Annotated in this window: 18 protein-coding genes; 9 read left to right on the forward strand and 9 right to left on the reverse strand. The window is 65.6% G+C overall.

The window, feature by feature from the left end:
• Both AC1D15_RS03250 and AC1D15_RS03255 read left to right on the forward strand, forming a co-directional pair.
• The coding region (locus AC1D15_RS03250; protein ID WP_477824902.1) for a YbfB/YjiJ family MFS transporter at nucleotides 1-636 on the forward strand (636 nt) is incomplete at its 5' end.
• Nucleotides 637-647: 11 nt separating this feature from the next.
• A complete protein-coding gene (locus AC1D15_RS03255) occupies nucleotides 648-1,208 on the forward strand; it encodes a carboxymuconolactone decarboxylase family protein (protein ID WP_477824903.1) in 561 nt (186 codons plus the stop codon).
• A 6-nt stretch (nucleotides 1,209-1,214) separates the two neighbouring features.
• Here AC1D15_RS03255 and AC1D15_RS03260 read toward each other — a convergent pair whose 3' ends face one another.
• The 7 genes from AC1D15_RS03260 to AC1D15_RS03290 all read right to left on the reverse strand — a co-directional run bounded on the left by AC1D15_RS03260 (nucleotide 1,215) and on the right by AC1D15_RS03290 (nucleotide 9,498).
• Nucleotides 1,215-2,171 carry a LysR family transcriptional regulator gene (locus AC1D15_RS03260; RefSeq protein WP_477824904.1) on the reverse strand — a complete coding sequence of 319 codons (957 nt, stop codon included), beginning with the start codon at nucleotides 2,169-2,171 and terminating at the stop codon, nucleotides 1,215-1,217.
• A gap of 250 nt (nucleotides 2,172-2,421) precedes the next feature.
• Complete coding sequence (locus tag AC1D15_RS03265; RefSeq protein WP_477824905.1) at nucleotides 2,422-4,590, reverse strand: hybrid sensor histidine kinase/response regulator; 2,169 nt, start codon at nucleotides 4,588-4,590, stop codon at nucleotides 2,422-2,424.
• Between the two features lie 142 nt (nucleotides 4,591-4,732).
• The gene (locus AC1D15_RS03270) at nucleotides 4,733-5,278 is read right to left on the reverse strand and encodes a DUF2894 domain-containing protein (protein ID WP_477824906.1); all 546 of its coding nucleotides are present in this window, start codon (nucleotides 5,276-5,278) and stop codon (nucleotides 4,733-4,735) included.
• Nucleotides 5,271-5,921, reverse strand: a complete 651-nt coding sequence (locus AC1D15_RS03275) for an OmpA family protein (protein WP_477824919.1) — start codon at nucleotides 5,919-5,921, stop codon at nucleotides 5,271-5,273. Before AC1D15_RS03275 ends, AC1D15_RS03270 begins: the two co-directional genes overlap by 8 nt.
• Complete coding sequence (locus AC1D15_RS03280) at nucleotides 5,918-7,747, reverse strand: coiled-coil domain-containing protein (protein WP_477824907.1); 1,830 nt, start codon at nucleotides 7,745-7,747, stop codon at nucleotides 5,918-5,920. Before AC1D15_RS03280 ends, AC1D15_RS03275 begins: the two co-directional genes overlap by 4 nt.
• On the reverse strand, nucleotides 7,744-8,406 hold the full coding sequence (locus AC1D15_RS03285) for a DUF3348 domain-containing protein (protein ID WP_477824908.1): 663 nt from the start codon (nucleotides 8,404-8,406) through the stop codon (nucleotides 7,744-7,746). The genes AC1D15_RS03280 and AC1D15_RS03285 overlap by 4 nt, the downstream gene beginning before the upstream one ends.
• A gap of 129 nt (nucleotides 8,407-8,535) precedes the next feature.
• Entirely contained in the window at nucleotides 8,536-9,498 is a 963-nt protein-coding gene (locus AC1D15_RS03290; protein ID WP_477824909.1) for a DUF5655 domain-containing protein, read from the reverse strand.
• Between the two features lie 77 nt (nucleotides 9,499-9,575).
• Here AC1D15_RS03290 and AC1D15_RS03295 point away from each other — a divergent pair, with 77 nt between their 5' ends.
• The 7 genes from AC1D15_RS03295 to AC1D15_RS03325 all read left to right on the forward strand — a co-directional run bounded on the left by AC1D15_RS03295 (nucleotide 9,576) and on the right by AC1D15_RS03325 (nucleotide 20,810).
• Nucleotides 9,576-12,176, forward strand: a complete 2,601-nt coding sequence (locus AC1D15_RS03295) for a type I restriction-modification system subunit M (RefSeq protein ID WP_477824910.1) — start codon at nucleotides 9,576-9,578, stop codon at nucleotides 12,174-12,176.
• Nucleotides 12,169-13,452, forward strand: a complete 1,284-nt coding sequence (locus AC1D15_RS03300) for a restriction endonuclease subunit S (RefSeq protein WP_477824911.1) — start codon at nucleotides 12,169-12,171, stop codon at nucleotides 13,450-13,452. Before AC1D15_RS03295 ends, AC1D15_RS03300 begins: the two co-directional genes overlap by 8 nt.
• Nucleotides 13,453-13,464: 12 nt before the next feature.
• On the forward strand, nucleotides 13,465-14,118 hold the full coding sequence (gene darT / locus AC1D15_RS03305) for a type II toxin-antitoxin system toxin DNA ADP-ribosyl transferase DarT (protein ID WP_477824912.1): 654 nt from the start codon (nucleotides 13,465-13,467) through the stop codon (nucleotides 14,116-14,118).
• The gene (gene darG / locus AC1D15_RS03310; protein WP_477824913.1) at nucleotides 14,118-15,215 is read left to right on the forward strand and encodes a type II toxin-antitoxin system antitoxin DNA ADP-ribosyl glycohydrolase DarG; all 1,098 of its coding nucleotides are present in this window, start codon (nucleotides 14,118-14,120) and stop codon (nucleotides 15,213-15,215) included. The genes darT and darG overlap by 1 nt, the downstream gene beginning before the upstream one ends.
• Nucleotides 15,212-18,472, forward strand: a complete 3,261-nt coding sequence (locus tag AC1D15_RS03315; protein WP_477824914.1) for a type I restriction endonuclease subunit R — start codon at nucleotides 15,212-15,214, stop codon at nucleotides 18,470-18,472. Before darG ends, AC1D15_RS03315 begins: the two co-directional genes overlap by 4 nt.
• Entirely contained in the window at nucleotides 18,462-19,187 is a 726-nt protein-coding gene (locus AC1D15_RS03320; protein WP_477824915.1) for a M48 family metallopeptidase, read from the forward strand. Before AC1D15_RS03315 ends, AC1D15_RS03320 begins: the two co-directional genes overlap by 11 nt.
• A gap of 429 nt (nucleotides 19,188-19,616) precedes the next feature.
• Complete coding sequence (locus AC1D15_RS03325; RefSeq protein ID WP_477824916.1) at nucleotides 19,617-20,810, forward strand: hypothetical protein; 1,194 nt, start codon at nucleotides 19,617-19,619, stop codon at nucleotides 20,808-20,810.
• Between the two features lie 171 nt (nucleotides 20,811-20,981).
• Here the strand turns inward: AC1D15_RS03325 and gyrB are convergent, their stop codons facing one another.
• Both gyrB and dnaN read right to left on the reverse strand, forming a co-directional pair.
• Entirely contained in the window at nucleotides 20,982-23,498 is a 2,517-nt protein-coding gene (gene gyrB / locus AC1D15_RS03330) for a DNA topoisomerase (ATP-hydrolyzing) subunit B (protein ID WP_477824917.1), read from the reverse strand.
• Between the two features lie 54 nt (nucleotides 23,499-23,552).
• A partial coding sequence (dnaN, locus tag AC1D15_RS03335) for a DNA polymerase III subunit beta (RefSeq protein ID WP_477824918.1) occupies nucleotides 23,553-24,042 on the reverse strand: 490 nt, incomplete at its 5' end.

Here is a 24,042-nt window from a genome sequence, read left to right on the forward strand (position 1 = left end):
CTCGTCGCGTGGCGGCCGTTGGGCGATGCGGCCGGCCTGCCCGCCGCCGCGCCGCGGGCCGCCGCGCCCGCCGGTGTCTTCACGCGCGACGCCTGGATCCTGATCGCCTGCTACGGCCTGTTCGGCTACGGCTACATCATCCCGGCGACCTTCCTGCCGGCGCTCGGCCGGCAGCTGTTCCCGGATCCGCAGGTGTTCGGCTGGGCCTGGCCGCTGTTCGGGCTGGCAGGCGCCGTCTCGACGCTGGTGGCGATGCGCTGGTTCACGCCGGTCGCCCCGCGCCGCGTGTTCGGCTGGGGCCTGGTGCTGATGGCGGTGGGCGTGGCAGCACCGGCGCTGGCGCCCGGGCTGGGCGCGCTGCTGGTGTGCGCCGCCTGCGTCGGCGGCACCTTCATGGTCGTCACGATGGCCGGGTTCCAGGAAGCGCGCCGCGTGGCCGGCGACGGCTCCGCGCGGCTCGTCGCGACGATGACTGCGGCCTTCGCGCTCGGCCAGCTGGTCGGGCCGCTGACGGTGCCGGCCGGCCCGCTGTCATCGGTCATCATCGGGCCCAGCCTCGCGGCCGCCGCGGCGCTGCTGGCCAGCGCGGCCGTGCTGCTGCGGCCGCGCGCGCGCCCCCTCCCCGTCCACCCCTGAAGCGAGCCCCCATGCGACTTCCACCCCTGCCCGACCATGCCATGACCCCGGCCCAGCGCGCCGCCGCCGATGAACTGATCGCCGGGCCGCGCAAGGCCGTGAAGGGGCCCTTCATCGCGCTGCTGCGCAGCCCCGAGCTGCTTGCCCACGTGCAGAAGCTGGGCGCCTTCCTGCGCTTCGGAACCTCGCTGCCGGTGCGCGTCAGCGAGTTCGCGACGCTGCTGGTGGCCCGCCATTGGCGGCAGCAGTTCGAATGGAAGGTGCACGTCGCGCTCGCGCTGCAGGCCGGCACGGCGCAGGCCACGATCGACGCGCTGCGCGACGGCCGCCGCCCCGACACGATGGATGCCGACGAGACGCTGGTGCACGACTTCTGCACCGAGCTGCTGGCGCAGCACGGCGTCAGCGAGGCGACCTGGGCGCGCAGCGTGGAACGCTTCGGCGAGGCCGGTGCCGTCGAGCTGACCGGCCTGGTCGGCTACTTCGCGATGGTCTCGATGGTGCTGAACGTGGCGCACATCCCGGCCGAGCCGGGCGGCGACATCGCGCCGCTGCCGGTGCTGCCGCCCTGAACCGGCTCAGCGCAACGGCGGCCGCTCGAAGATCGCGAGCCACGGCGACGGCAGCCCGCTGTCGAGGTGGCTCGGCARGCCGTCGAACTCGCGCTGGAACAGCGCCACCAGCCAGTCGCTGAAGGCCCGCAGCTTGGCCATCGGGTACGGCCGGCGCGCCTGCAGCAGCGTGAGCGGCAGGCCGCCGGCACTCCAGTCGGCCAGCACCGGCACCAGGCGGCCGTGCGCGAGGTGGTCGATGACGGCGCGGGTGCACGGGAGCTGCACCAGGCCCAGCCCGGCGACGCCGGCGGCAATGTAGGTATCGGCATCGTTGCAGGCCACGCGGTGCGCGCCGTGCAGCTGCTGGTGCTCGCCGCCGCGGTGGAAGTCGAACGGGAACAGGTGGCCGTCGCGCGGCGAGTAGAAGTTGACGAAGCGGTGCTGCATGAGATCGTCGAGCCCGTGCGGCGTGCCGTGGGCATCGAGGTAGGCGGGCGCGGCACAGGTGACGACCGGCAGGCGGCCGAGCGGGCAGACCACCAGCCGCTCGTCGTGCACCTCGCCGCCGCGCACCACGAAGTCGTAGCCCTCGGCCAGCAGGTCGACCGGGCGATCGGAGCTGCCGAGCTCGACGACCACCTCGGGATAGCGGCGGAAGAAATCCGGCAGCGCCGGCGCGACGACCTGGCGCCCGAACGCCGCCGGCACGTCGACACGCAGCCGCCCGCACGGCGCGCCTGCCGGATCGTGCAGCGCGTCCTCAAGTTCGCGCATCTGCCCGAGCATCGCGAGCGCGCGCTGGTGGTACAGCGCGCCTTCGTCGGTCAGGCTGAGGCGCCGCGTCGTGCGGTGGAGCAGGCGCACGCCGAGGTGCGCCTCCAGCGCTTGGATCACGACGCTCACGCGCGCCTTCGGCATCCGCAGCGCCAGGCCGGCACGCGAGAAGCTGCCCAGCTCCACCACGCGGGTGAAGACTTCCATGCCTTGGAAACGGTCAATCAAGGGAAAGAAGAAATGGTGCGCACGATCGCGCGACTCTAGAGGCTGCGACACCGGCAACCACCGCTACCATCGCGCGAACAGATGGCCCGGCAGCACGACAGATGGCGAGCATGCCGGCCACACCCGCACCGGAAAGATTCGACCGATGCCTTCCTGAAGGCGCACCGCGTGCTGTTCGCGCCCAACCAGGGCCGCGTCTACCTGAGCCACCTCGGCGGGCCGGCGGCGCTCAGGTCACCCGGCTGCCGCAATGCCGCAGCACCACCCGCACCAGCTCGTCCGCATCGATCGGCTTGGTCACGCGGTCGACCATGCCGGAGGCGATGCAGTGCGCGTGCTCCTCGGGCAGCGCATGCGCCGTCTGGCCGATGATCGGCAGCTGCGGGTACAGCGCATGGATGCGCCGCGCGGTCTCGTAGCCGTCGATGCCGGGCATCATCACGTCGAGCAGCACCACGTCGTAGCGCACCCCCGGCGTCGAGACGCGAGCCACCGCCAGGTGCCCGTCGCCGACGATGTCGGCCTGCGCGCCTTCGCTCTCGAGCAGGCTCTGGATCACGATCTGGTTGACGATGTTGTCCTCGGCCACCAGCACCTGCAGGCCGGCCAGCCGCTCGCGCACCGGCTCGCGCACTGGATCGTCCACCTCGCCCCGCTCGGCCACCGCCTCGCGCCCGGCCGACCCCGGGCCGGCCGGCATCGCACCCGCCAGCGGCAGGCGCACGCAGAACACCGAGCCCTCTCCGGCGCGGCTCGACACCCGGATCGATCCCTTCATCAGCTCGACCAGCCGCTTGCTGATCGCGAGACCCAGCCCGGTGCCGCCGTAGCGCCGCGTCGTCGACGGATCCGCCTGCTCGAACGACACGAACAGCCGCCCCACCTGCTCGGCCGACATGCCGACGCCGCTGTCGCTGACCTCGACCAGCAGCTCGCCATGGTCCACCTGCAGGCTCAGCGAGACCTCGCCCGCATCGGTGAACTTCACCGCATTCGACAGCAGGTTCAGCAACACCTGCCCGAGCCGCAGGCCGTCGACCCGCATCTGCGCGGGCACGCGCTCATCGACCAGCAGGTGCAGCCCGACACCCTTGTCGGCGGCCGCCTGGCGCACCAGGTCGACCGCGCGCTGCGCGATCGGCCGCAGCGGCGTGAGCGACTCGTCGAGCAGCAGCTTGCCGGCCTCGATCTTCGACATGTCGAGCACGTCGTTCAGGATGCCCTGCAGCAGCTTGCCGGATTCGAGGATGCGCCCGAAACGGCTGCGCACCTCGGGCGATGACGTGAGGTCGCGGTACCCGATCTGCGCGAAGCCGAGCACGCCGTTGAGCGGCGTGCGGATCTCGTGGCTCATGTTCGCGAGGAACATCGACTTGGAGCGGCTGGCCGCTTCGGCCCGCGCGCGCGCCGCCTCCAGTTCGCACAGCACCGCCGCGCGGTGTCGCGCAGCCCGGTACTGCGTGCCCAGCAGCACGGCGATGCCGGCCACCAAGCACAGCCAGAAGGCCGCGGAGATGGTCAGCTCGCGCCGCCATGGGGCCATCAGCTCGCCCTGCTCGAGCCCGATCAGCACGTAGGCCGGGTAGCGCCCGAGCTGCCGGTACATCACGGTGCGCATCTGCCCGTCGATCGTGCTGCGGGTCTCGAAGCCGCCCGCCGCCTGCGCGCTCGCCACGGCCTGCTGCGTCTCCGGCGAGCTCAGGCGCGCCGGCGTCTCGTCGGCCACGAGCGGGATTTCCGGCAGGCGCAGCAGCACCTCGCGGTCGGTGTTGAAGACGGTGATCACGCCGCGCTCGCCGACCCGCAGCGAGCGCATGATGCCGCCCAGCTCGTCGAGGTCCATGTTGAGGTACACGACGCCGGCCAGCGCGCCGCTGCTGTCGCGCAGCTGGCGTGCGATCGGCAGCACCCAGCGCGACGTGATGCGCGACTTGAGCGGCAGCCCGAGCACCAGGCCCGGCACATTGACGGCCTGTTTGAAGAAGTGGCGCTGCGCGACGCTGAGCGCCCGCTGCGCGTCGGCGCCGGCACCGAACTTCACGAGGCCGTCCGCATCGGCCGCGCGCAACGCCGGCGCCTCGGGCAGGCGCTGCTGCAAGCCGATCAGCACCTCGGTGAACTGGTCGGCGCGCACCGGGCCCTGGCCGCTCAAGCGACGGAACTCCTGCGCCGCCGACTGCAGCACCAAGTCGGCCGCCTGCAAGCGCGTGAAGAGGTAGCGCTCCAGGTTCAGCGTGAGGTTCTGCAGGTTGTCGGCCGCCGCTGACTGGTAGCGCTGGTGGCTGGTCCACAGCGAGAACGCGAGGAAGCCCGCCACCACGACCAGCGCCAGCGCGGCACCGACGGCCAGGCGCCGAAACGGCTGGCGCCAGTCCTGTGCGGTCGGCTCGTCGCTCACGTCGGCTCCCTGCGTCGCGGCACGCGGGGTGGCGTGCGCTCGTTGCGATGAGAAGGTTATAGCCCTGCTGCAGAACCAGCGACAACCGCAGTTCCACCCACGCCGGCATCCACAAGCTTGGGGATGCGCCTTCCGGCACGGATCACCCCTTGTGGCCCTGTTGCAGGCTCAGCAAGGCATCGACATGGGCCACGAATCGGTCGAAGTAGCCCGGCGACAGGTCGCGCATCAGCGTCAGCGAGCGATGCACGAGGTGGTGCGAGTTCAGCGGGCCGGCGTTGTCCGGCAGGGCGGCCTGCGACTGCGCCAGGCGTTGTTCGGCGCTCAGGCGTGACCAGGTGCGCCGGAAGAATGGCAGGGTGTCCAGTTCGACGGCTGCAGCGGGGGCCTGCGCCGTCGGCTGGATCGGCGCCTGCCGTGCCAGACCTGCCACGAGATCGGCCAGCGGGCCGCGCGGCACCGGGCCGGCTTCGGAGGGCGTTGGAGGGCGCTCGCCCTGCGATCCCGCCCGGTCCAGCGCCTGGCCGCATGCCGAGAGCAGCACGGCGAGCCGGTCGTCGAGCACGCGCCGGGCCGCGCCCTCGTGGCTCGCCGCGCGGCGGGCCAGCGACTCGATGAGGCGGAAGCGGACCGGATCGACGTGCGGCGCTCCGCGCTCGCGCAGCGCCTGGATCGCTGCTTCAACCATGCGACGGTGCCGATGCGGCACGCGAGGGTCGGGGCGTGGGTGCCATCTCGACGCGCCGGTTGCGCGAGCGGCCGTCGGCATCGGCGTTCGACGCCACCGGCTGCTCCGCGCCGAAGGCCGCCGCGAAGACCGATGCCGACGGCACGCCCTCCTCGATCAGCGTGCGCGTCACCGTCAGCGCGCGCTGGGCCGACAGCTCCCAGTTGTCGGCGAACTGCCGGTTGCCGCCGCGCACCTGGCGGTCGTCGGTGAAGCCGCTGATCATCAGCACCTCGTCGCGCGAGCGCAGGTAGGCGGCGAGCGGCGCGGCCAGGCTCGTCAGCAGTTGCCGGCCTTCGGGCTGCAGGTCGGCCGAATTGAAGGCGAACAGCACGCTGCCGCTGATGCCGATGCGGCCGTGGTCCAGCGTCACGCGGCCCGCGGCGAGCGGTGCGGCCAGCGCGCGCTCCAGCGCCTGGCGCCGCTGCTCTTCGAGCTGGTGCTGCTTCACCTCGTTCTCGAGCCGGCTCGCCAGCTCCAGCTGCGCGCCGATCGCGCACAGCAGGATCAGCACGAAGGCGCCCAGCAGGCCGGCCATCAGGTCGCCGAAGACGGCCCACACCGGCGTCGTCGATTCCAGGCCCGCGTCGATCTCGTCCATCAGCGCACCGCCGCCGTCGCTGGGGCCGCTGGAGTCGACGCAAGCGCCGCCTTGCCGGAGAGCCGCTGCAGGTCCTCGATGATCTGCTTCTGCGACAGCAGGCTCAGGTCGATGACCTCGCGCGCCTGGGCCACGTAGTAGGCGAGCTGCTCATCGCTGCGCGCCAGCGACTTGCCGAGCGCGCTGTCGATGCGCTGCAGCTGGTTCACCAGCTTGTCATTCGACTGGCCGAACAGCTCGACCGCCACGCCGAACGCATCGCCGAGGCTCGCGACCTCGACCGCGCTGCCGGTGACCTGCGCGGCCACCGCGGCGAGCCTGTCGGTCTGTGCATCCACCTGTTCGCCGAAGCGGGTGCCGACGCGCTCGAGCAGCGCCGCCGACGAACCGACCAGCGCATCGATCGCGCCGCGTTGCTCGGTGGCGGCCTGCTGCACGGTGTCGAGCAGGGCACCGAGCGTGCCGAGGATCCGGGCGCGCTCGTCGAGCAGCGTGTTGTCGCGCGCCATGCTGTCGGAGAGTTTCTGACGCAGCTCGACGATCACCTCGGCCGCGGCACGCGGGGCTTCGGACGCGGCCTGCAGCAGGCGCGCGATCTCGGCGGTAGTCGCCTTCGATTGCGATGCGGCCTGGGCCGTGATGTCGCGGGCGGTGCGCTCCATCGTCTCGCAGACCTGCTGCTGCTGCGCGAGGCTTTGCGAGCCCGCCTGCTGCCATTCGTGCCGCAGCGAAGCGGCCATCGATTCAAGGCTGTCCGCCATCGCGGCCAGGCGTTCCTGCTCTTGCAATGCAGACGCCGACTGCAGGTCGGCATGCGACTGCGCCACCGTTCCCAGCAGCGCCGTCGAACGCTGCTCGAAGGCCTGCGCAAAGCCATCGAGCGACGATTGCCAGGACTTGCCGAGCGTCGCGTGCAGCGAGGCGGTCTCGCGCGCGACACCGGCCATCGTGGCCTCGACGGCCGGGCCGATCGTTGCGCCGGCCAGGCGGGCGCTCTCGGCGAGGCTCTCCTTCAGCGTGCGATCGACCGACGAGGCGAGCGCCATGAAGGCTGCCTCGGCCGTGCCGTGGAAGCGCTCCTGGCTGGCCAGCAGGCGGGCGTTCGTCGCCTCGGCCTGCCGCTCCATCGCCTGCATCACGGCGTGCAGGCCGTCGACCAGCGCGGGCATCTGCTCGACCTGGCGCTGCATCAGCTTCAGCGATTCTTCGCGCTGGTGCACCACCGAGAAGGGGCGCAGCGTGGTGGCGATCTTCGCGTCGAGCGCCTGCAGTGCCTGCACGCGCTCGCGCCGCGCCAGCGCCGACAGCAGGCCGAGTGCGGCCGAGGTGGCGACACCGGCGATCGAGGTGCCGAACGCGAGGCCGAGGCCTTGCACCGGCGCCACCAGCGAGGCGCGGACGGCTTGCAGGTCGGTCGAGGTGTCGAGCGCCATGCCGGTGCCGCGCAGCGTGAACACCATGCCGACGAAGGTGCCGAGCATGCCCAGCAGGACCAGCAGGCCGGCGAGGTAGGGCGCGAGGGCCGGGCCGGGGAAGCCGGTGGACTCGCCTTCGATGCGGCGGCGCACGGCGTTCTGCAGCGACGCGGGCACGCTGTCGAGCCAGGGGCGCAGCGCGGGCAGCGGATCGGCGAGGCCGGCAACGGCCCGGGCCAGCGCGGCGGTGGCCTGCCGGAAGCGGTGCAGTTCGAGCGCGCCCATCAGGTAGAACGCCGCGATGAGCGCGGTGATGGCGAGTGCCAGCGGGTGGGAGCCGAGGTAGCCCGCGCCGACCCAGCCGAGGGCGGCCAGGCCGGTGGCGAACACGGCGTGAGGGAGGAATCTGGTCATGGTTGGTCAGGGGGTGACCCGCGAAGGGCGTCGAGCAGCCCTTCGACCGGTTGCATTCGGAGGTCCAGTTCGGCGAGGAGCACCTCGCGCATGTCCTGGCAGAAGGGGGTGCGCCAGCGGTCGGGCTGGTCTTCAGGGGCCGCGCTGCGCACGCGCTCGAAGTGCTGTTCGAGCCAGGCCGGTACCGTCGACAGCAGCGTGCGTTCGCGGGCACCGATGACCTTCTCCATCACCGCGTCGACGGCGGCCAGCCGCGCGAGTGCGGGCGAGGCCGCCGACAGCGAGGCGCGCAGCTTGCGGCGCAGCGGGGTGATCTGGGTGTCCATCGCCTGCTGCCAGCCGAGGTAGCGCTGGCGGTGCGGCGGGAAATCGTCGGTGGTCGGGTCCGGCACGGCGAGCTTGGTCAGGGTGTCGCGCACGCGGCGGCATTCGCGGTCGGCCGCGGTCGCGGCCGTGCGCTGGGAAGGCGCCTCGGCGGGTACGTCCTGCGGGCCATCGAGCGCCGACGACAACGAGATCGCGTCGGTCCAGTCGAACCACCGGCACAGCCCGTCGGAGAAGCTGTCCTTCGGGGCCGGGACGTGGGTGTCGCTCAGCGTCGCCAGCAGGCGGATCAGGCCGGAGCCGGAAAGAGGGGTGCGGCGCGGAGGGAGCGCCAAACTGCCAGTCAAGGTGCGAACGGAAAAACGTCGGATTTTACGGGGTGGCGGAGGCCGGGTCTGGGGGGTTGACACCAGGGGCGCAGAAGCGTCAGTTCAGCACGCCATCGACGCTTCGCCTCTCAGCTTTCACGAAGCGGGCTTGGCATGGGAACGCCCTTCGTAGGCTTCAGCGATGAACGGCTTGGCGGCCTCCAGATCGGCAAGCGTGGCCAGAGAGATTTCGACGTCACCTGTTCCCCAGTGACCCTTCTGCGAAAAGTCCTTGGCCGTGGGCAGTGCCTGGATCACTTTCGCCGGGTCCAGGTGCAGGTACAGCAGCAGGCGTGCCCGCTGCGGAACCAGCGTCGCAAAATTCTTCAGCCGCTTGAATGCCACGTACAGCCGCAGCTCCTTGCGCTGGACATCGTCGCCCAGCGACAAGGTGTAGTCCTCCAGCGAGGCCAGCAAGTCCGTCAGTGGTTGAGGCAGCAACTGCACGACCTCCGCATAGGGCTTGTCGGGACCGACTGGCCTCTCCGTCCCTGGCTCCTTCGGATCCTTCGCAAGCTTGACGGCTCTGGCGGCCGCCGCCTTCGATGTCGCGGCCGACGATGCATTGGCCAGCTCGAAGAGCAGGAGCTCGTCACCAAATCGGCGATAGCGGATCAGCTCGATGTTGCGATTGATCTGCTGCACCGCATGGCCGTCGTACTTCGTGAAGTCGGCGGCGATGCACACCAGGCGCGGGGCGCTCCAGTCGATGGCATCGGCCGCAGCCTTGTCGAATTTCTCCATCACCCGCAGCTTGAACTCGGCCTGGTGGTCCATCAGCCAGTCGAGATAGAACAAGCCCTGGTTGATGACGTTCTCGCCCACCGAACGCTTGTATTCGAGGATCACCGGGCAGTTGTTCTCGTCCAGCCCCAGCGTGTCGATGCGACCTCCGTGGGTCTTGCCGGTCGAGTACTCCGTTGCGAGGAAGCGGATGCCGAGCAGCACATCAAGGTTGGCCTCGATCAGGCTCTGCAGCGGTTTCTCCAGGTCCGAGGCATCGCCTTGCAGCTCGGTGGCTTGGCCGGATTGAATGCGGAAGAGTTTGATGTCGCTCATGAAGCAGTGGGCGATGGGGATCGCGCTCTAGGATTCGACGTGCATTCTCCCTCTCGGCAACGTTCGGTATGCGACCGATGAGCCGCTGCGACAATCGACGCCCAAAAGGTCATTGCACAGACTTCCTCACGCCCATGCCGCATCAACGCCTCACCCTGACCCGCCTGGAGCAGTTGCTGCTCACCGCTTGCGACGACCTGCGCGGCAACATGGACGCCAGCGAGTACAAGGAGTATGTCTTCGGCATGCTGTTCCTGAAGCGCGCCAGCGACCTGTTCGAACAGCGCCAGGCCCAGATCCAAGCCGAGGGCAAGCGCGACGGCCTCTCGCCTGCCGCCGTCGAAGCGAACCTCGAAGACCCCGACCAATACGCCGGCCAGTATTTTTACGTGCCCCCGCGCGCCCGCTGGAACACGCCCTGGACCGATCCAGAGACCGGCGCGCGCCACCCTGCACTGAAGCACATCAAGGAGAACGTCGGCTCCATGCTCAACAAGGCGCTGGAGGCACTGGAAGACGCCAACACCGACGCGTTGCAGGACGTGCTCAAGGGCACGATCAACTTCAACAAGAAGATCGGCTCCACCACACTGGACGACGACACACTGGTCAACTTCATCCAGAACTTCGACAAGATCCCGCTGAAAGACGAGGACTTCGAGTTCCCCGACCTGCTGGGCGCTGCCTACGAGTACCTGCTGAAGGACTTCGCCRACCAAGCCGGCAAGAAAGCGGGCGAGTTTTACACCCCCGCCGAGGTGGTGCGCGTGTGCGTGGAGGTGTGCGATCCGCAGGAGAACATGCGCATCTACGACCCCACCTGCGGCTCCGGCGGTATGCTGATCCAGGTCCGCGACTACCTGCGCGAGCACGGCCGCAACGCGACCAATGCGTCGCTGTTCGGGCAAGAAAAGATGGGAACCACTTGGTCGATTTGCAAGATGAACATGCTGCTGCACGGCATCCCGGATGCCGACATCCGCCAGCAGGACACGCTGCGCGAACCGCAGCACCAGGACGAAGACGGCCAACTGAAGCGCTTCGACCGCGTGCTGGCGAATCCGCCCTTCAGCCAGAACTACATCAAGAAAGACATCAAGTTCCCCGGTCGCTTCCCGGTGTGGTTGCCCGAGAAGGGCAAGAAGGCCGACCTGATGTTCGTGCAGCACATGCTGGCCGTGCTGAAGGCCGACGGCAAGCTGGCCACCGTGATGCCGCACGGCGTGCTGTTCCGCGGCGGCGAGGAGCGCGAGGTACGCCGCCAGTTCATCGAGCGCCGCGTGCTGGAAGCCGTGATCGGCCTGCCCGCCAATCTGTTCTACGGCACCGGGATTCCCGCCTGCATTCTTGTGCTGAGCAAGGCTGGCAGCTCAACGCGCGAGCATGCCCTGTTCATCAATGCCGACCGCGAATACCGCGAAGGCAAGGCCCAGAACCACCTGCGGCCGGAGGACATCGACAAGATCGTGCACGTCTACCGCGCCGGGGAGGACGTGTCGGCCTATGCCCGCCGCGTACCCTACTCGGAGATCGCGGCCGAGGACTACAACTGCAACATCCGCCGCTACGTGGACAACGCACCACCGCCCGAGCCGCACGACGTGCGCGCGCACCTGCAGGGCGGTGTGCCGGTGGTGGAGATCGAGACGCTGGCGCACTTCTGGAACAACTACCCCGGGCTGCGTGAAAGCTGCTTCGTGCCGCGAATCGGTGCGGATGCCGCTCGCTATGCGGACTTCGGCCACGCGCTGGCCGACAAGCGCGCCATCGCCCCGCACGTGGCGCAGCACCCCGGCGTACAACAGCGGCACGCAGAATTCATGGCCCAGCTTCAAGCTTGGTGGCAGCAGCACCTGCCGGTGATCGACGCGCTGGCGCCGGACCCCGCCAACCAGCAGGGCGCGCCCCGCAACGTGTACGCCGTGCGTGCGACGCTGCTGGACAGCATCGAGCGCATGTTCGGTGGCCAGCACCTGCTGACGCGCTACCAGGTGCGCGGCGCCTTCGCCAACTTCTACAAGCAGCTCTCGGCGGACTTCAAGTCCATCGCCGCCAGCGGCTGGGGCGCTGAACTGATCCCCGACCAGGACATCCTGCAAAGCCAGTTCCCGCAGGTGCTGGCCGAGCTGGAGCAACACCACGCCCGCCTGGCCGAGCTTCAGGCACTGTTCGCCGCGGCGGGTGAGGAGGACTTCGAGGACGCCGATGGCACCGGCGCGCTGCCGCCCGATCAGGTGAAGGACATGAAGGCCCAACTCAAGGAAGCCAAGGGACAGGCCAAGCTGGCGAAGAAGGACGCGAGTTTCGGAGACTGGAAGGCCCACCTGGCCGAGGCCGACCGGCTGGATGCGCTGCTGGCACGGCACAAGGGGCTGGAGGAAGAAGCCAAGGGGCTGAAGGCGCGCATCAAGAGCACCGAGAAGAACCGCGATGAGCTGGTGGCGCAAGCACGGCAGCGCATCGGCGATGGCGAGGCGCAGCAGGTGATCCTGCAGCGTTTGCAGCTTGTGCTAATGGAAACCTACGGGCAGTATCTGCGCGCAGATCGGCGGGCTGGCGCGGCGGCGATAGAGAACCTGTGGGACAAGTACGCCGTGACGGCGGCACACCTTGAGCAGGCGCGCGCCAGTGCGACGACGGAGTTCACACACTTTCTGTCGGGGCTGGGATATGCCTAACTGGAGAACCGTTCGGCTTCGCGAGGTCGCTGACATCCGGGTGAGCAATGTCGATAAGAAGGCTGTGGCAGGCGAGACACCAGTCAAGCTTTGCAACTACATGGACGTGTACAGCAACGACTACATCCGTGCGGAGCTCCCGTTCATGGAGGCGACGGCGACCCCCGCCGAAATCGAACGCTTCGGCGTGCGCCGTGGCGACGTGATGATCACCAAGGATTCGGAGACGCCCGACGATATCGGGATACCCGCGGTCGCGACGGATGAGGTCGAGAATCTGGTGTGTGCCTATCACTTGGCTCAGCTGCGTCCCAAAGAGCTCTCGGTTGTCCCCGTCTACTTGGCGAAGCAACTGTCGCTGCCGCAGACTGCCGCCTACTTCGCACAGCGAGCAACCGGCTCTACGCGCTACGGACTCTCGACTCGAACGATTGCCGAGACGCCGATATGGCTGGCACCGTTGGTCGAGCAGCAACGCATCGCCGCCATTCTCACCAGCCTCGACAACGCCATCGAAGCCACCGAAGCGCTGATCGATAAGCACCAACAGATCAAGGCCGGGCTGATGCGCGACTTGTTCGAGCGCGGTTTGCTTCCAAGCGGGGAACTGCGGCCCTCAAAGGACGAAGCCCCTGAGCTTTACGTCGAGTCGAAGCTCGGACCAGTTCCGAAGGAATGGCAAGTCACCACCTGTGAAGCGGTTTGCGAGCGCGTCATTGATTGCAAGAACCGCACCCCACCAGAGACGCCAAGTGGTTACCCGGTAATCCGGACTCCAAACGTTCGCGACGGTGAGTTCGTCGACGACGCCCTCGTATTCACCGATGCCAAGTCATACGAACTCTGGACTGCCAGAGGCAAACCGACGGCCGGGGACATCGTGATCACCCGAGAGGCGCCCGTCGGAGAGGTTTGCATGATTCCCGACCGGCATCCCACTGCTTGTCTGGGTCAGCGAATGATGCTGTACAGGCCCGACTCTCGGAAAATCGACGGTGGCTTCCTTTTGTTCGCTCTTCAGTCCAACGCGATCCAAAACAGGCTTGATCTGATTTCAGGCGGCTCAACAGTGGGTCATGTTCGAGTGGGAGACATTCGTACGCTTTGGATGTATCTGCCGCCAACCCTCGAAGAGCAACGGCGCATTGCGTCGGCACTGCTGGCTGCAACGGCACGACTTCGCGCCGACAACAATGTGCTCGACAAACTTCGCCAAATGAAACAAGGCCTGATGCAAGATCTGCTGACCGGCAAAGTGCCTGTCCAGACCAGCTGAAAGTCATCGCCGATGGCCGACGACTACGCCAAGCTGCTGAACCCCGAGCGTGCACTGGTCTTCCGCATCATCCATCGCGCGAACCTGCCCTGGGTGCTGCAGCACGGCCTGCATTGTGGCAACAGCGCCACGCGCTCGGATCAGTGGGTGAGCATCGGCAATCAGGAGTTGATCGGCAAGCGTGCCCACTGGCCGGTGGCTGTCGAGCCGGGCGGCGTCTTGAACGACTACGTGCCCTTCTACTTCACCCCCTTCTCGGTGATGATGCACAACATCAACACGGGCTGGAACGGCGTGCCCCGGCATGCCAAGCCCGACATCCTAATATTGGTGGCCAGCCTGCGTCGACTGGTGGAGTCGGGCCTGACGGTGCTGTTCACCGACAGCCATGCCAACAACCCGCTGGTGAACTACTACCGTGACCCTGCGCAACTCGACCGCATCGACTGGCCCATCCTGCAAGCACGCGACTTCAAGCGGGATCCGGAGGATCCGGCCAAGTTCGCCCGCTATCAAGCCGAGGCCCTGATCCACCGGCATTGCCCGCTGCAGGGGTTGTCGGGGGTTGTCTGCTTCGACGAGGGCGTCAAAATCGAGGTCGAACAGGCCGTGGCGACGGCCCAGGTGCAGCTGCAGGTGGCAGCGCGGCCCAGCTGGTACCTCTGATGATCCACTACACCCAAGGCAATCTGCTGGAATCCAAGGCCCAGGCCCTCGTGAACACGGTCAACACCGTGGGCATCATGGGCAAGGGCATCGCCTTGATGTTCAAGGAACGGTTCGCGGAAAACTTCCGGCTGTACGCACAAGCCTGCAAGGCCGGCGATGTGCACACCGGGCAGATGTTCGTGACCGAACCGCGCGAACTCGACGGGCCGCGATGGATCGTCAACTTCCCGACCAAGCGGGACTGGCGCGGCAACTCGCGGCTGGAATGGATTGTCGAAGGGCTCCAGGACCTGCGTCGCTTCCTGGTGGAGAACCAGGTGAGTTCCATCGCCATCCCGCCGCTGGGCGCCGGCCATGGCGACCTGGATTGGCTCCTGGTGCGGGATCAGATCGAGCAAGCCCTGAACGACCTGGACGTCGAGATCACCGTCTTCGAGCCGACACGCACGTACCAGAACGTCGCCAAGCGTCACGGCGTGGAGGAGTTGACCGCCGCGCGAGCGTTGATTGCCGAGCTGGTGCGCCGCTACTGGGTGATGGGTTTCGAGTGCAGCCTGCTTGAAGTGCAGAAGCTGGCTTGGTTCCTCGACCGCGCACTGGACAGAGATGCGTCCGGCAACAACCCATTGAAGCTGCGATTCGAGGCGAACAAGTTCGGCCCCTACGCGCATGGTTTGACCAAGCTTCTGGACAAGCTGGACGGCAGCTACCTGGGTAGCGAGAAACGCATGGGCGATGCCAGGCCGTTCGATGTCGTGTGGTTCAACGAACAGCGTGCGCCGCTGGTTCAGGCTTACCTGCGCAGCGAGGCTCAGCCCTACTTGCGCGCGCTGGAAGAGACGTCGGCACTGATCGACGGTTTCGAATCGCCCTATGGCATGGAGCTGCTGGCCACGGTCGACTGGCTGTTGGCGCGCGGCGACGTGGAGCCTACGGTTGGGGCAGTGCGCGACGGTTTGGCGCACTGGCCCCATGAGGGTGGTGCCGAACGCAAAGTTCGGCTGTTCGATGAACGTGCCGTCCGCATCGCGCTGGACAGGCTCCTGCGCCATGCGCAGAACCACCAGGGCCTGCCGCGGACCGTTGCCGGATGAGCGAGTACACCGAGGTCGAGCAGCCCTTCCTGGCGCAGCTGGCTGCGCAGGGCTGGACCGTCATCGATCAGGGCCCGCAGCTGCCGCAGGACGCAGCGCCCAGCCAGCGCCCGAGCTTCCGGCCTTGGTGGCTGCCCGGCGTGTTCCGCGACGCCGTGCGCGCCCTCAACACCTTGCCCGACGGCGCGCCCTGGCTCACCGAGCGCCAGCTCGACGACCTGGAGTCGCAGCTCTTCCGTCAGCCCCAACGCACGCTGCTGGAGGCCAACCAGGCCGTGCACGATCTGCTGCTGAAGGCGCAGGTCGACGTGAACGAAGCCACCGACGAGGTGGACCCGGTGGTGAAGCTCATCGACTTCCAGCACCCTGAGCGCAATCGCTTCCACGCGATCAATCAGTTCCGAATTGCCACGCCAGGCTGCGTGCGCGAGTTCATCGTGCCGGACATCGTGCTGTTCGTGAACGGCATTCCCTTGGTGGTGGTGGAGTGCAAGAAAGGTTCGGCCACCTGCGCCAACCCCATGCAGGAAGCCTTCGTGCAGTTGCAGCGCTATATGCGCCGCCGCGCCGAGACGGAAGCTGCAGGCCTGAGAGAGGGCGAGCCCCGGCTCTTTCACAGCAACCTGCTGCTGGTGCGCACCAGCGGGCTGGAAGCGGACTACGGCAGCATCAGCTCCGGCGAGGAGCACTTCTACGCCTGGAAGACGCTGTACCCCGCCGACGATGGTGCCCGGGCCGGCATGAACCCGCAACAACAGCTGGTGGCGGGCATGCTGGTGCCGGCCAACCTGCTGCAGATTGCGAGAACCTGCACCGTCTTCATGGACACCGACGCCGGCACGAGGGTGAAGGTGGTATGCCGCTACCAGCAGTTCCGCGCTGCGGGCAAGATCGTGCGCCGACTGCGCACCGGGCACTCGGCGACCGAGCGCAGCGGCGTCGTATGGCACACACAGGGGTCGGGCAAGTCGCTCACCATGGTGTTCGTGGCCCGCATGCTGCGCGCCAGCATCGACCTGAGCGATTTCAAGATCGTGCTCGTCAACGACCGACAGGATCTGGAGGAACAACTCGGCCAGACTGCCACGCTGATCGGCGGGCGAGTCAACGTGATCGGCAGCACGCAAGATCTGCGGCGGCACCTGGCCACAGACAGCTCGGACATCAACATGGTGATGGTCCACAAGTTCCAGGAGCGTGAACAGGTGCTCAGCAACGCGGTGGCCGAAGCGCTGGGCACCTATCGAGCCATGCCGGCGGGCAAAACCTTCGGCGTGGTGAACACCAGCGAGCGCATCGTGCTGCTGATCGACGAAGCCCATCGCACCCAGGGCTCGGACCTGGGCGAGAACCTGTTCGAAGCCTTTCCCAACGCCACGCGCCTGGCCTTCACGGGCACGCCGCTGATCACCGATCGCCACGGTGAGCGCAAGACGCACAAGCGATTCGGCGAGTACATCGACACCTACAAGCTGTTGGACGCGGTGAACGACGGCGCCACGTTGCAGATCTTGTACGAAGGCCGCACGGCCGACAGTGCACTGAACGAGAAGCACGCCTTCGACGAGAAGTTCGAGGACTTGTTTCGCGACCGCAGCGAGGAAGAGCTGGCGGCCATCCGCAAGAAGTACGGCGCAACCGGCGACATTCTGGAGGCCCAGGCGCGCATCAATGCCATTGCGCGCGACCTCGTGCGGCACTACGTGGACAACATCCTTCCCAACGGCTTCAAGGCACAGGTGGTGTGCCACTCCAAGCTGGCCTGCGTGCGGTACCAGGAGGGCATCGATTCAGCCATCGGCGAGAGACTGGCGGCCGAACGGGCCAAGACCCGGCCGGACGGCGAATTGCTCCGCCGACTTGCATTCCTGAAGACGGCAGTGGTGGTGTCGTCTGATGGCACCAACGAGGCGGCATACATCACGCACGCCCGCAAGYAGTCCGCAAGGCTKAACGCGGTGGAGAACTTCTGCAAGGCTTTTGACCTCGACGACCCGGACAAGTCGAATACGGGCATCGCATTCCTGATCGTCTGCGACATGCTGCTGACCGGCTTTGACGCGCCGATCGAGCAGGTGATGTACATCGACAAGCGGCTGCGCGAGCACACGCTGCTGCAAGCCATCGCCCGCACCAACCGAGTGAAGCGTGGCAAGCAGCGCGGCTACATCGTGGACTACATCGGCCTGGCCAACCACCTGACCGAGGCGTTGAGTCTGTACACCGCCAGCGAAGAGCTTCAGGAATTGCACGACGGGCTGAAGAGCATCACCACCGAACTGCCGGTGCTGGAGGAGCGCTACCACCGACTGCTGCAGCACTTCACTGCCCGCAGCGTGACCGGCATCGAGGCCTTCGTCACCGGCAAGTTTGGCGACCTTCGACAGGATGCTGCCGTGGTGCACGCAGCGGTGAAGGCCCTTGCCGACGAGCGCTACCGGGCCGACTTCGAGGTGTATCTGAAGAAGTTCCTGTTGAGCCTGGACATCATCCTGCCGCATGCTTCGGCGCAAGGCTTTCGGGTGCCGGCCAAGCGCTTTGGCTACATCCTGCAAGTGGCCAAGGAGCGCTACAAGGATGAGAGCCTGCAATTGGGCGATGCAGGCGAGAAGGTGAAGGCGCTGATCAACGAGCACCTGGTCAGCCTCGGCATCAATCCCAAGGTGCCACCGGTGGAATTGTTGGCCGAGGACTTCCTGCAGCGGCTGCAGCAGCACGCCGACGGCAACGACGAGGCCAAGGCCAGTGAGATGGAACATGCCATCCGCAAGCACTGCACCGTGCACCACGACGAAGACCCGGCGTTCTACAAGAAGCTGTCCGACAAGGTGGATGCGCTGATTGAACGCCACCATGACGCGTGGGACCTTCTGGTGGAGAAGCTGGAGGAACTGCGCACCGAAGCAATGGCCGGCCGCAAGCAAGGCATGGACGGACTTGGTACCGAGGCAAGCACCTTCTACGAACACTTGGCCGACGTGGCCTATGGCAGTACCGGCATGCCATCGACGGACCTGCCAACCTTCAAGGCATTGATGGTCACGTTGGTGGAACTGCTGCAGGACACCATCGGCAGCATCGACTTCTGGCAGAGCGCGGACAAACAGAAGCGCCTGCGCGGCGAGATCAAGGCCGCCATCGCGCGCGCCGGCTTGGACTCCATGCTGGTACAGCGTGAGCGCGTGGCTGTTGAAGTGATGAAGCTGGCGAAGAACCGCCACGACCACCTATTGAAGGCTACGAGCGATGCAGGCTGAGGCCCCGACCATCGTGCGCAAGGTGAAAGACATCGAATACCGGCTGATACCCGGTACGGCACGGCAAACCACTGACATCGTGATCGAGCGCGACGGCTGCGTCACCGTGCGCCCGCCTGCGCGCATGACGCCCGAGCAAGTGGACGAAACCGTGCTGAGCCGTCGGCATTGGATCTACCGGAACTTGGCGGAATGGCGCGACCTGAACGCCACGCGCGTCGTACGCGAGTGGGTGAACGGTGAGAGTTTCCTCTACCTGGGAAGCGCCTACCGCTTGCTGCTGGTGACGGAACAGGACGAGCCTCTGCAGCTGAAGGACGGTCGCTTCTGYCTGCTGCGCACTGTCGTGGAGCAGGGCGGCAAGACGGCAGCGCAGGACGCGTTCCGCGACTTTTACGTCGCCAGAGGCACTGCGCGCCTGGCCCAGCGCATCAAGCACTTCGCGCCGCGCGTAGGTGTGCAGCCCGGCCCACTACAGGTGAAGGAGCTGGGCTACCGCTGGGCCAGCAGCCTGTCGCGTGGCGCACTGCACTTCCATTGGAAGTGCCTGATGGCACCGCCCAAGATCGCGGACTACATCGTCGTCCACGAGCTATGCCACATGCACCATCGCGATCACACCGAACTCTTCTGGAACGAGGTGGACAAGGTGATACCGGACTACCGGGAGCGGAAGGAATGGCTGCGGCAGCGGGGAGCGGGGATGAGTCTGTGAGATTCTCAACGGTGCCGACCGAGGGAGCTGCTGCGCTTGGCTTGATTGCAAGCTGAAACCCCTCCCCACCAACTCTCTGGGGTCGCTACGAGGCACCGCAGTCAACACGCAAAGATAATCCCAGGCGAGTTGGCGAACCGTCTTGAATCGCATGATTGTCGCAGCAGGTCATCAGCGTGATAGCGGACGCCTTCAATCAATCCACGCTAGCCCATCGACTTGGGTTCATATCGCTTAAGAATGCGGGATGCCTGAATTCACGGAAATTGCCGGGGGGTTTGCATGACCGCACTGACGACTCAACAGCGAAAGGCACTCAGAAGCTATCTGCACAGGTGGAAAATCACGTCACCTTCCCATATTGAAATACCCGACAGTGCGACCGCTCAATTCTGCGACGTGCTACTCCAATCCCAGCCGTGKAGTGACATGTGGTCGATCGACGACGTAAAAGATGTAGTTTCTGAAATACAGGGAGATTTATTCCATAAGGCATGTGATCAAACCCTAGCAATGCCCGCTCTCATACGCGCCGAACTTGAAAGACGCCTCGAAGCGGAGTTTGAATCGTATCCAAAGGACTACCTTGTGTATGTCGAACTCCCGGGATTAGATCCTCGACAGCTCGGTGCGGAAGTTCTTGTCCTGTCTGACCAAATTTCTTTGATTAATACGCGCGCACCTCTTCAGTATGTAGAAAGATTAGTGCGACCAAGTCTCGTTGCCGATGTTGACCATCTATTGAAAGATGTGGAATCGATGGATGAAGCGTTCGAGGCGCTTCGGCCAATCAATTCTTGTCTTCTGAAGCAAGACTCCGTCTACCTACGCATCTCGGAATCTGGTGCATTGCCGAGCTTTACTTCTGAGCAAGAGCCTGCTTTTCTGTCGCGTACACTGGCAACAGTAAAAATATTTCTACTTTATGGGCTGGAGATTGGCCTCTTAGACCGTCGTAATATTTTCCGCTACAAACACAACGATCCTGGTCCGAGAACCATCGTGCATGCTGCAATTCATGCAATCAACAGCGAGGAAAAGCAGACGGTGGAAATTCCGCGGGATTTCGAGAATTTTCTTTGTGGCCTGACTTTCAGCAACTCATATGAAGAGAATACGGAACGATTCCAATGTAATGGCTTCGAGCGTGAGCTCCGGCCGGTTTCTCGATTCCTGTCAATTCTTCCTGTAGATGCCTATGCGCGCCGTATCGCCGCCGGAATTGAATGGCTCCTCGATTCGCTTCTTGCGACCAATCAAACAACGTCGTTGCTGCAAAGCTGCATTGGCATCGAAGCTATCCTTGGAGATGAGAATCCGGTAGCGTATGAATCCGGAATTACAGCGCGCCTCTCAGAGCGGTTCGCTTATTTGATGGGGACCAGTATCCATAACAGGAGGGAGCTACGAGATCAGTTCCGAACCATATTTGCAAAGAGAGGTGACCTCGTTCACGCGAGAAGGCATCGGCTACCTCCACATGACTTGAAAATAGTCCAAGCCGCGCAAAGAATGTTGCAGGAACTCATTCGCAAAGAGCTAACTCTTTTTCTTGACTTGCCAATCACCACCTTAAGCAAAATGAATACGGTCGACATTAAGTCGAATTTAAAACCGTTTTAGGCGTAGCTCGGAGAGAAGTCAGGAACTGACGAAATCAATTAGTCGCTAGCTCAAGAGGCCGCGCTCTGGTGAATCTCGACTGAGCGACGCCGGCTGTAATAGCCAAGTCGCCCTGCCGAAAATCATAGCGTGAGTCGCATTTATTTCGTCACTGCGGTGCGCGCAAAAAGCCTACACATCGATATTCGAAGCCCTCAACGCATTCGCCTCGATGAAATCCCGCCGCGGCTCCACCTCGTCGCCCATCAGCATCGTGAACACCCGATCCGCCTCGATCGCGTCGTCGATCTGCACCTTCAGCAGGCGCCGCACGGTCGGGTCCATCGTGGTCTCCCACAGCTGCGCCGGGTTCATCTCGCCCAGCCCCTTGTAGCGCTGGCGGCCCACCGCCGATTCGGCCTGCTGGATCAGCCAGGCCATCGCCTGGCGGAAGTCGCTGACCTTGGCGTCCTTCTGCTTCTCGCCCTCACCGCGCTTGACCACCGCCTCGCTGCTCACCAGCCCCTTGAAGGTCTGGCCCGCCGTCGACAAGGCCTCGTAGTCGGCGCCGTGCACGAAGTCGGCGCTGATCACGCTGCTCTTGCGGTTGCCGTGGTGCATGCGGCTGATGCGCAGGATGTGCTTGTCGGTGCGGGCATCGAACTCGGCCGTCACCTCGGCATCGTGCAGCGCGCCCTTCAGCGCCGCCGCCGACACCTCAGCCGCCTCCAACGTGTCCAGGTCGAGCGCCAGGCCGTTGGCCATCGCGCGCAGCGCCTCGATGTCCATCCAGTTCGACAGCCGCTCCACCACGTTGTTGGCCATCACGTACTGCCGTGCCAGCGTCTCGAGCGTCTCGCCCAGCAGCACCGTGCCGCCGACACCCGTCTCGAGCTTCGCATCCTTCAGCGCCACCTTCAGCAGGTAGGCGTCCAGCTCGTGCCCGTCCTTCAGGTACTGCTCTTCCTTGCCGAGCTTCACCTTGTAGAGCGGCGGCTGCGCGATGTAGATGTGGCCGCGCTCGACGATCTCCGGCATCTGCCGGTAGAAGAAGGTCAGCAGCAGCGTGCGGATGTGCGCGCCGTCCACGTCCGCGTCGGTCATGATGATGATGCGGTGGTAGCGCAGCTTGTCCGGGTTGAACTCGTCCTTGCCGATGCTCGTGCCCAGCGCGGTGATCAGCGTCAGGATTTCATTGCTCGTCAGCAGCCGCTCGAAGCGCGCCCGCTCGACGTTCAGGATCTTGCCGCGCAGCGGCAGGATCGCCTGGAACTTGCGGTCGCGGCCCTGCTTGGCCGAGCCCCCTGCGGAGTCGCCCTCCACGATGTAGATCTCGCAGAGCGCCGGATCCTTCTCCTGGCAGTCGGCCAGCTTGCCCGGCAGGCCCATGCCGTCGAGCACGCCCTTGCGGCGCGTCATCTCGCGCGCCTTGCGGGCCGCCTCGCGCGCCCGCGCCGCCTCGACGATCTTGCCGCAGATGATCTTCGCGTCGACCGGGTTCTCCAGCAGGTAGTCGGTCAGCGCCTTGCTGACCACGTCTTCCACCGGGCCGCGCACTTCGCTGGACACCAGCTTGTCCTTGGTCTGGCTGCTGAACTTCGGCTCCGGCACCTTCACGCTCAGCACGCAGCACAGGCCTTCGCGCATGTCGTCACCGGTGATCTCGACCTTGGCCTTCTTCGCCAGCTCGTTGTCCTCGATGTACTTGTTGATGACCCGCGTCATCCCGGCACGCAGGCCCGTCAGGTGGGTGCCGCCATCACGCTGCGGAATGTTGTTGGTGAAGCAGAGGACGTTCTCGCTGTAGCCGTCGTTCCACTGCATCGCCACCTCGGCGGTGATGTTGGTGTTCTGGTCCGACAGCTTGTCGCCGGTGGCGTGGAAGATGTTCGGGTGCAGCACCTTCTTGCCGGTGTTGATGAAGTCGACGAAGCCCTTCACGCCGCCGATGAAGGCGAAGTTGTCTTCCTTGTTGTTGCGCTCGTCGACCAGCCGGATCTTGACGCCGTTGTTCAGGAAGCTCAGCTCGCGCAGCCGCTTGCTGAGGATGTCGTAGTGGAAGTCGATGTTGTTGAAGATCTCGTCGTCCGGCAGGAAGTGCACCTCGGTGCCGCGCTTCTCGGTCTCGCCGGTGATCTTCATCGGGCTCACCTCGAAGCCGTCGCGCATCTCCAGCACGCGGTCCTGCGGCACGCCCTTGCGGAACTCGATGAAATGCGTCTTGCCGTCGCGCCGCACCGTCAGGCGCAGCCACTTCGACAGCGCGTTCACGCACGAGACACCCACCCCGTGCAGGCCGCCCGACACCTTGTAGCTGTTCTGGTTGAACTTGCCGCCGGCGTGCAGCTCGGTCAGCGCGATCTCGGCCGCACTGCGCTTGGGCTCGTGCTTGTCGTCCATCTTGACCCCGGTCGGGATGCCCCGGCCGTTGTCGGTGACGCTGATCGCGTTGTCGCTGTGGATCGTCACGACGATGTCGTCGCAGTAGCCGGCCAGCGCTTCGTCGATCGAGTTGTCGACCACCTCGAACACCAGGTGGTGCAGCCCGGTGCCGTCGGAGGTGTCGCCGATGTACATGCCCGGGCGCTTGCGCACGGCCTCCAGGCCTTCCAGGATCTGGATGCTGCCTTCGCCGTAGGCGCTCGACACTGCATCTGCAGCCGCCTTCTTGGCGGCACCGTCGTCGGGAGTGTTCAGGGAATCGGTCATCGCGGTGTTGAACTCATGGAATGCACAGGGTACGGGCGGGCGGCACGCGGATCGTCAGATCCGCATCGGCATCACCACGTACTTGAAGCCCGCCTGCTCGGGCACGGTGAACAAGGCGCTGGAGTTGGTGTCCTGCAGCTCCAGCTTGACCATCTCGACGCTCATGTTGGCCAGCGCGTCCATCAGGTAGGTGACGTTGAAGCCGATCTCGATCGCGTCGCCGTCGTAGTCGACCTCGAGTTCTTCCTTGGCCTCTTCCTGCTCGGCGTTGCTCGACGCGATGCGCAGCACGCCCGGCTCGATGTTGACGCGCACGCCCTTGAACTTCTCGCTGGTCAGGATGGCGGCACGCTGCAGGCTGGCCAGCAGCGGCGCACGCCCGAGCGTCACGTGGTTCTTGTGGTTCTTCGGGATCACGCGGTTGTAGTCGGGGAACTTGCCYTCGACCAGCTTGGTGACGAAYTCCATGCCKYYGAAGCTGAACTTSGCCTGGTTGYCGGCAAAGCGCATCTCGATCGGGCTGTTCTCCTTGTCGTCCTTCTCG

It is taken from the genome of Rhizobacter sp. P2_H2, from assembly GCF_056403375.1.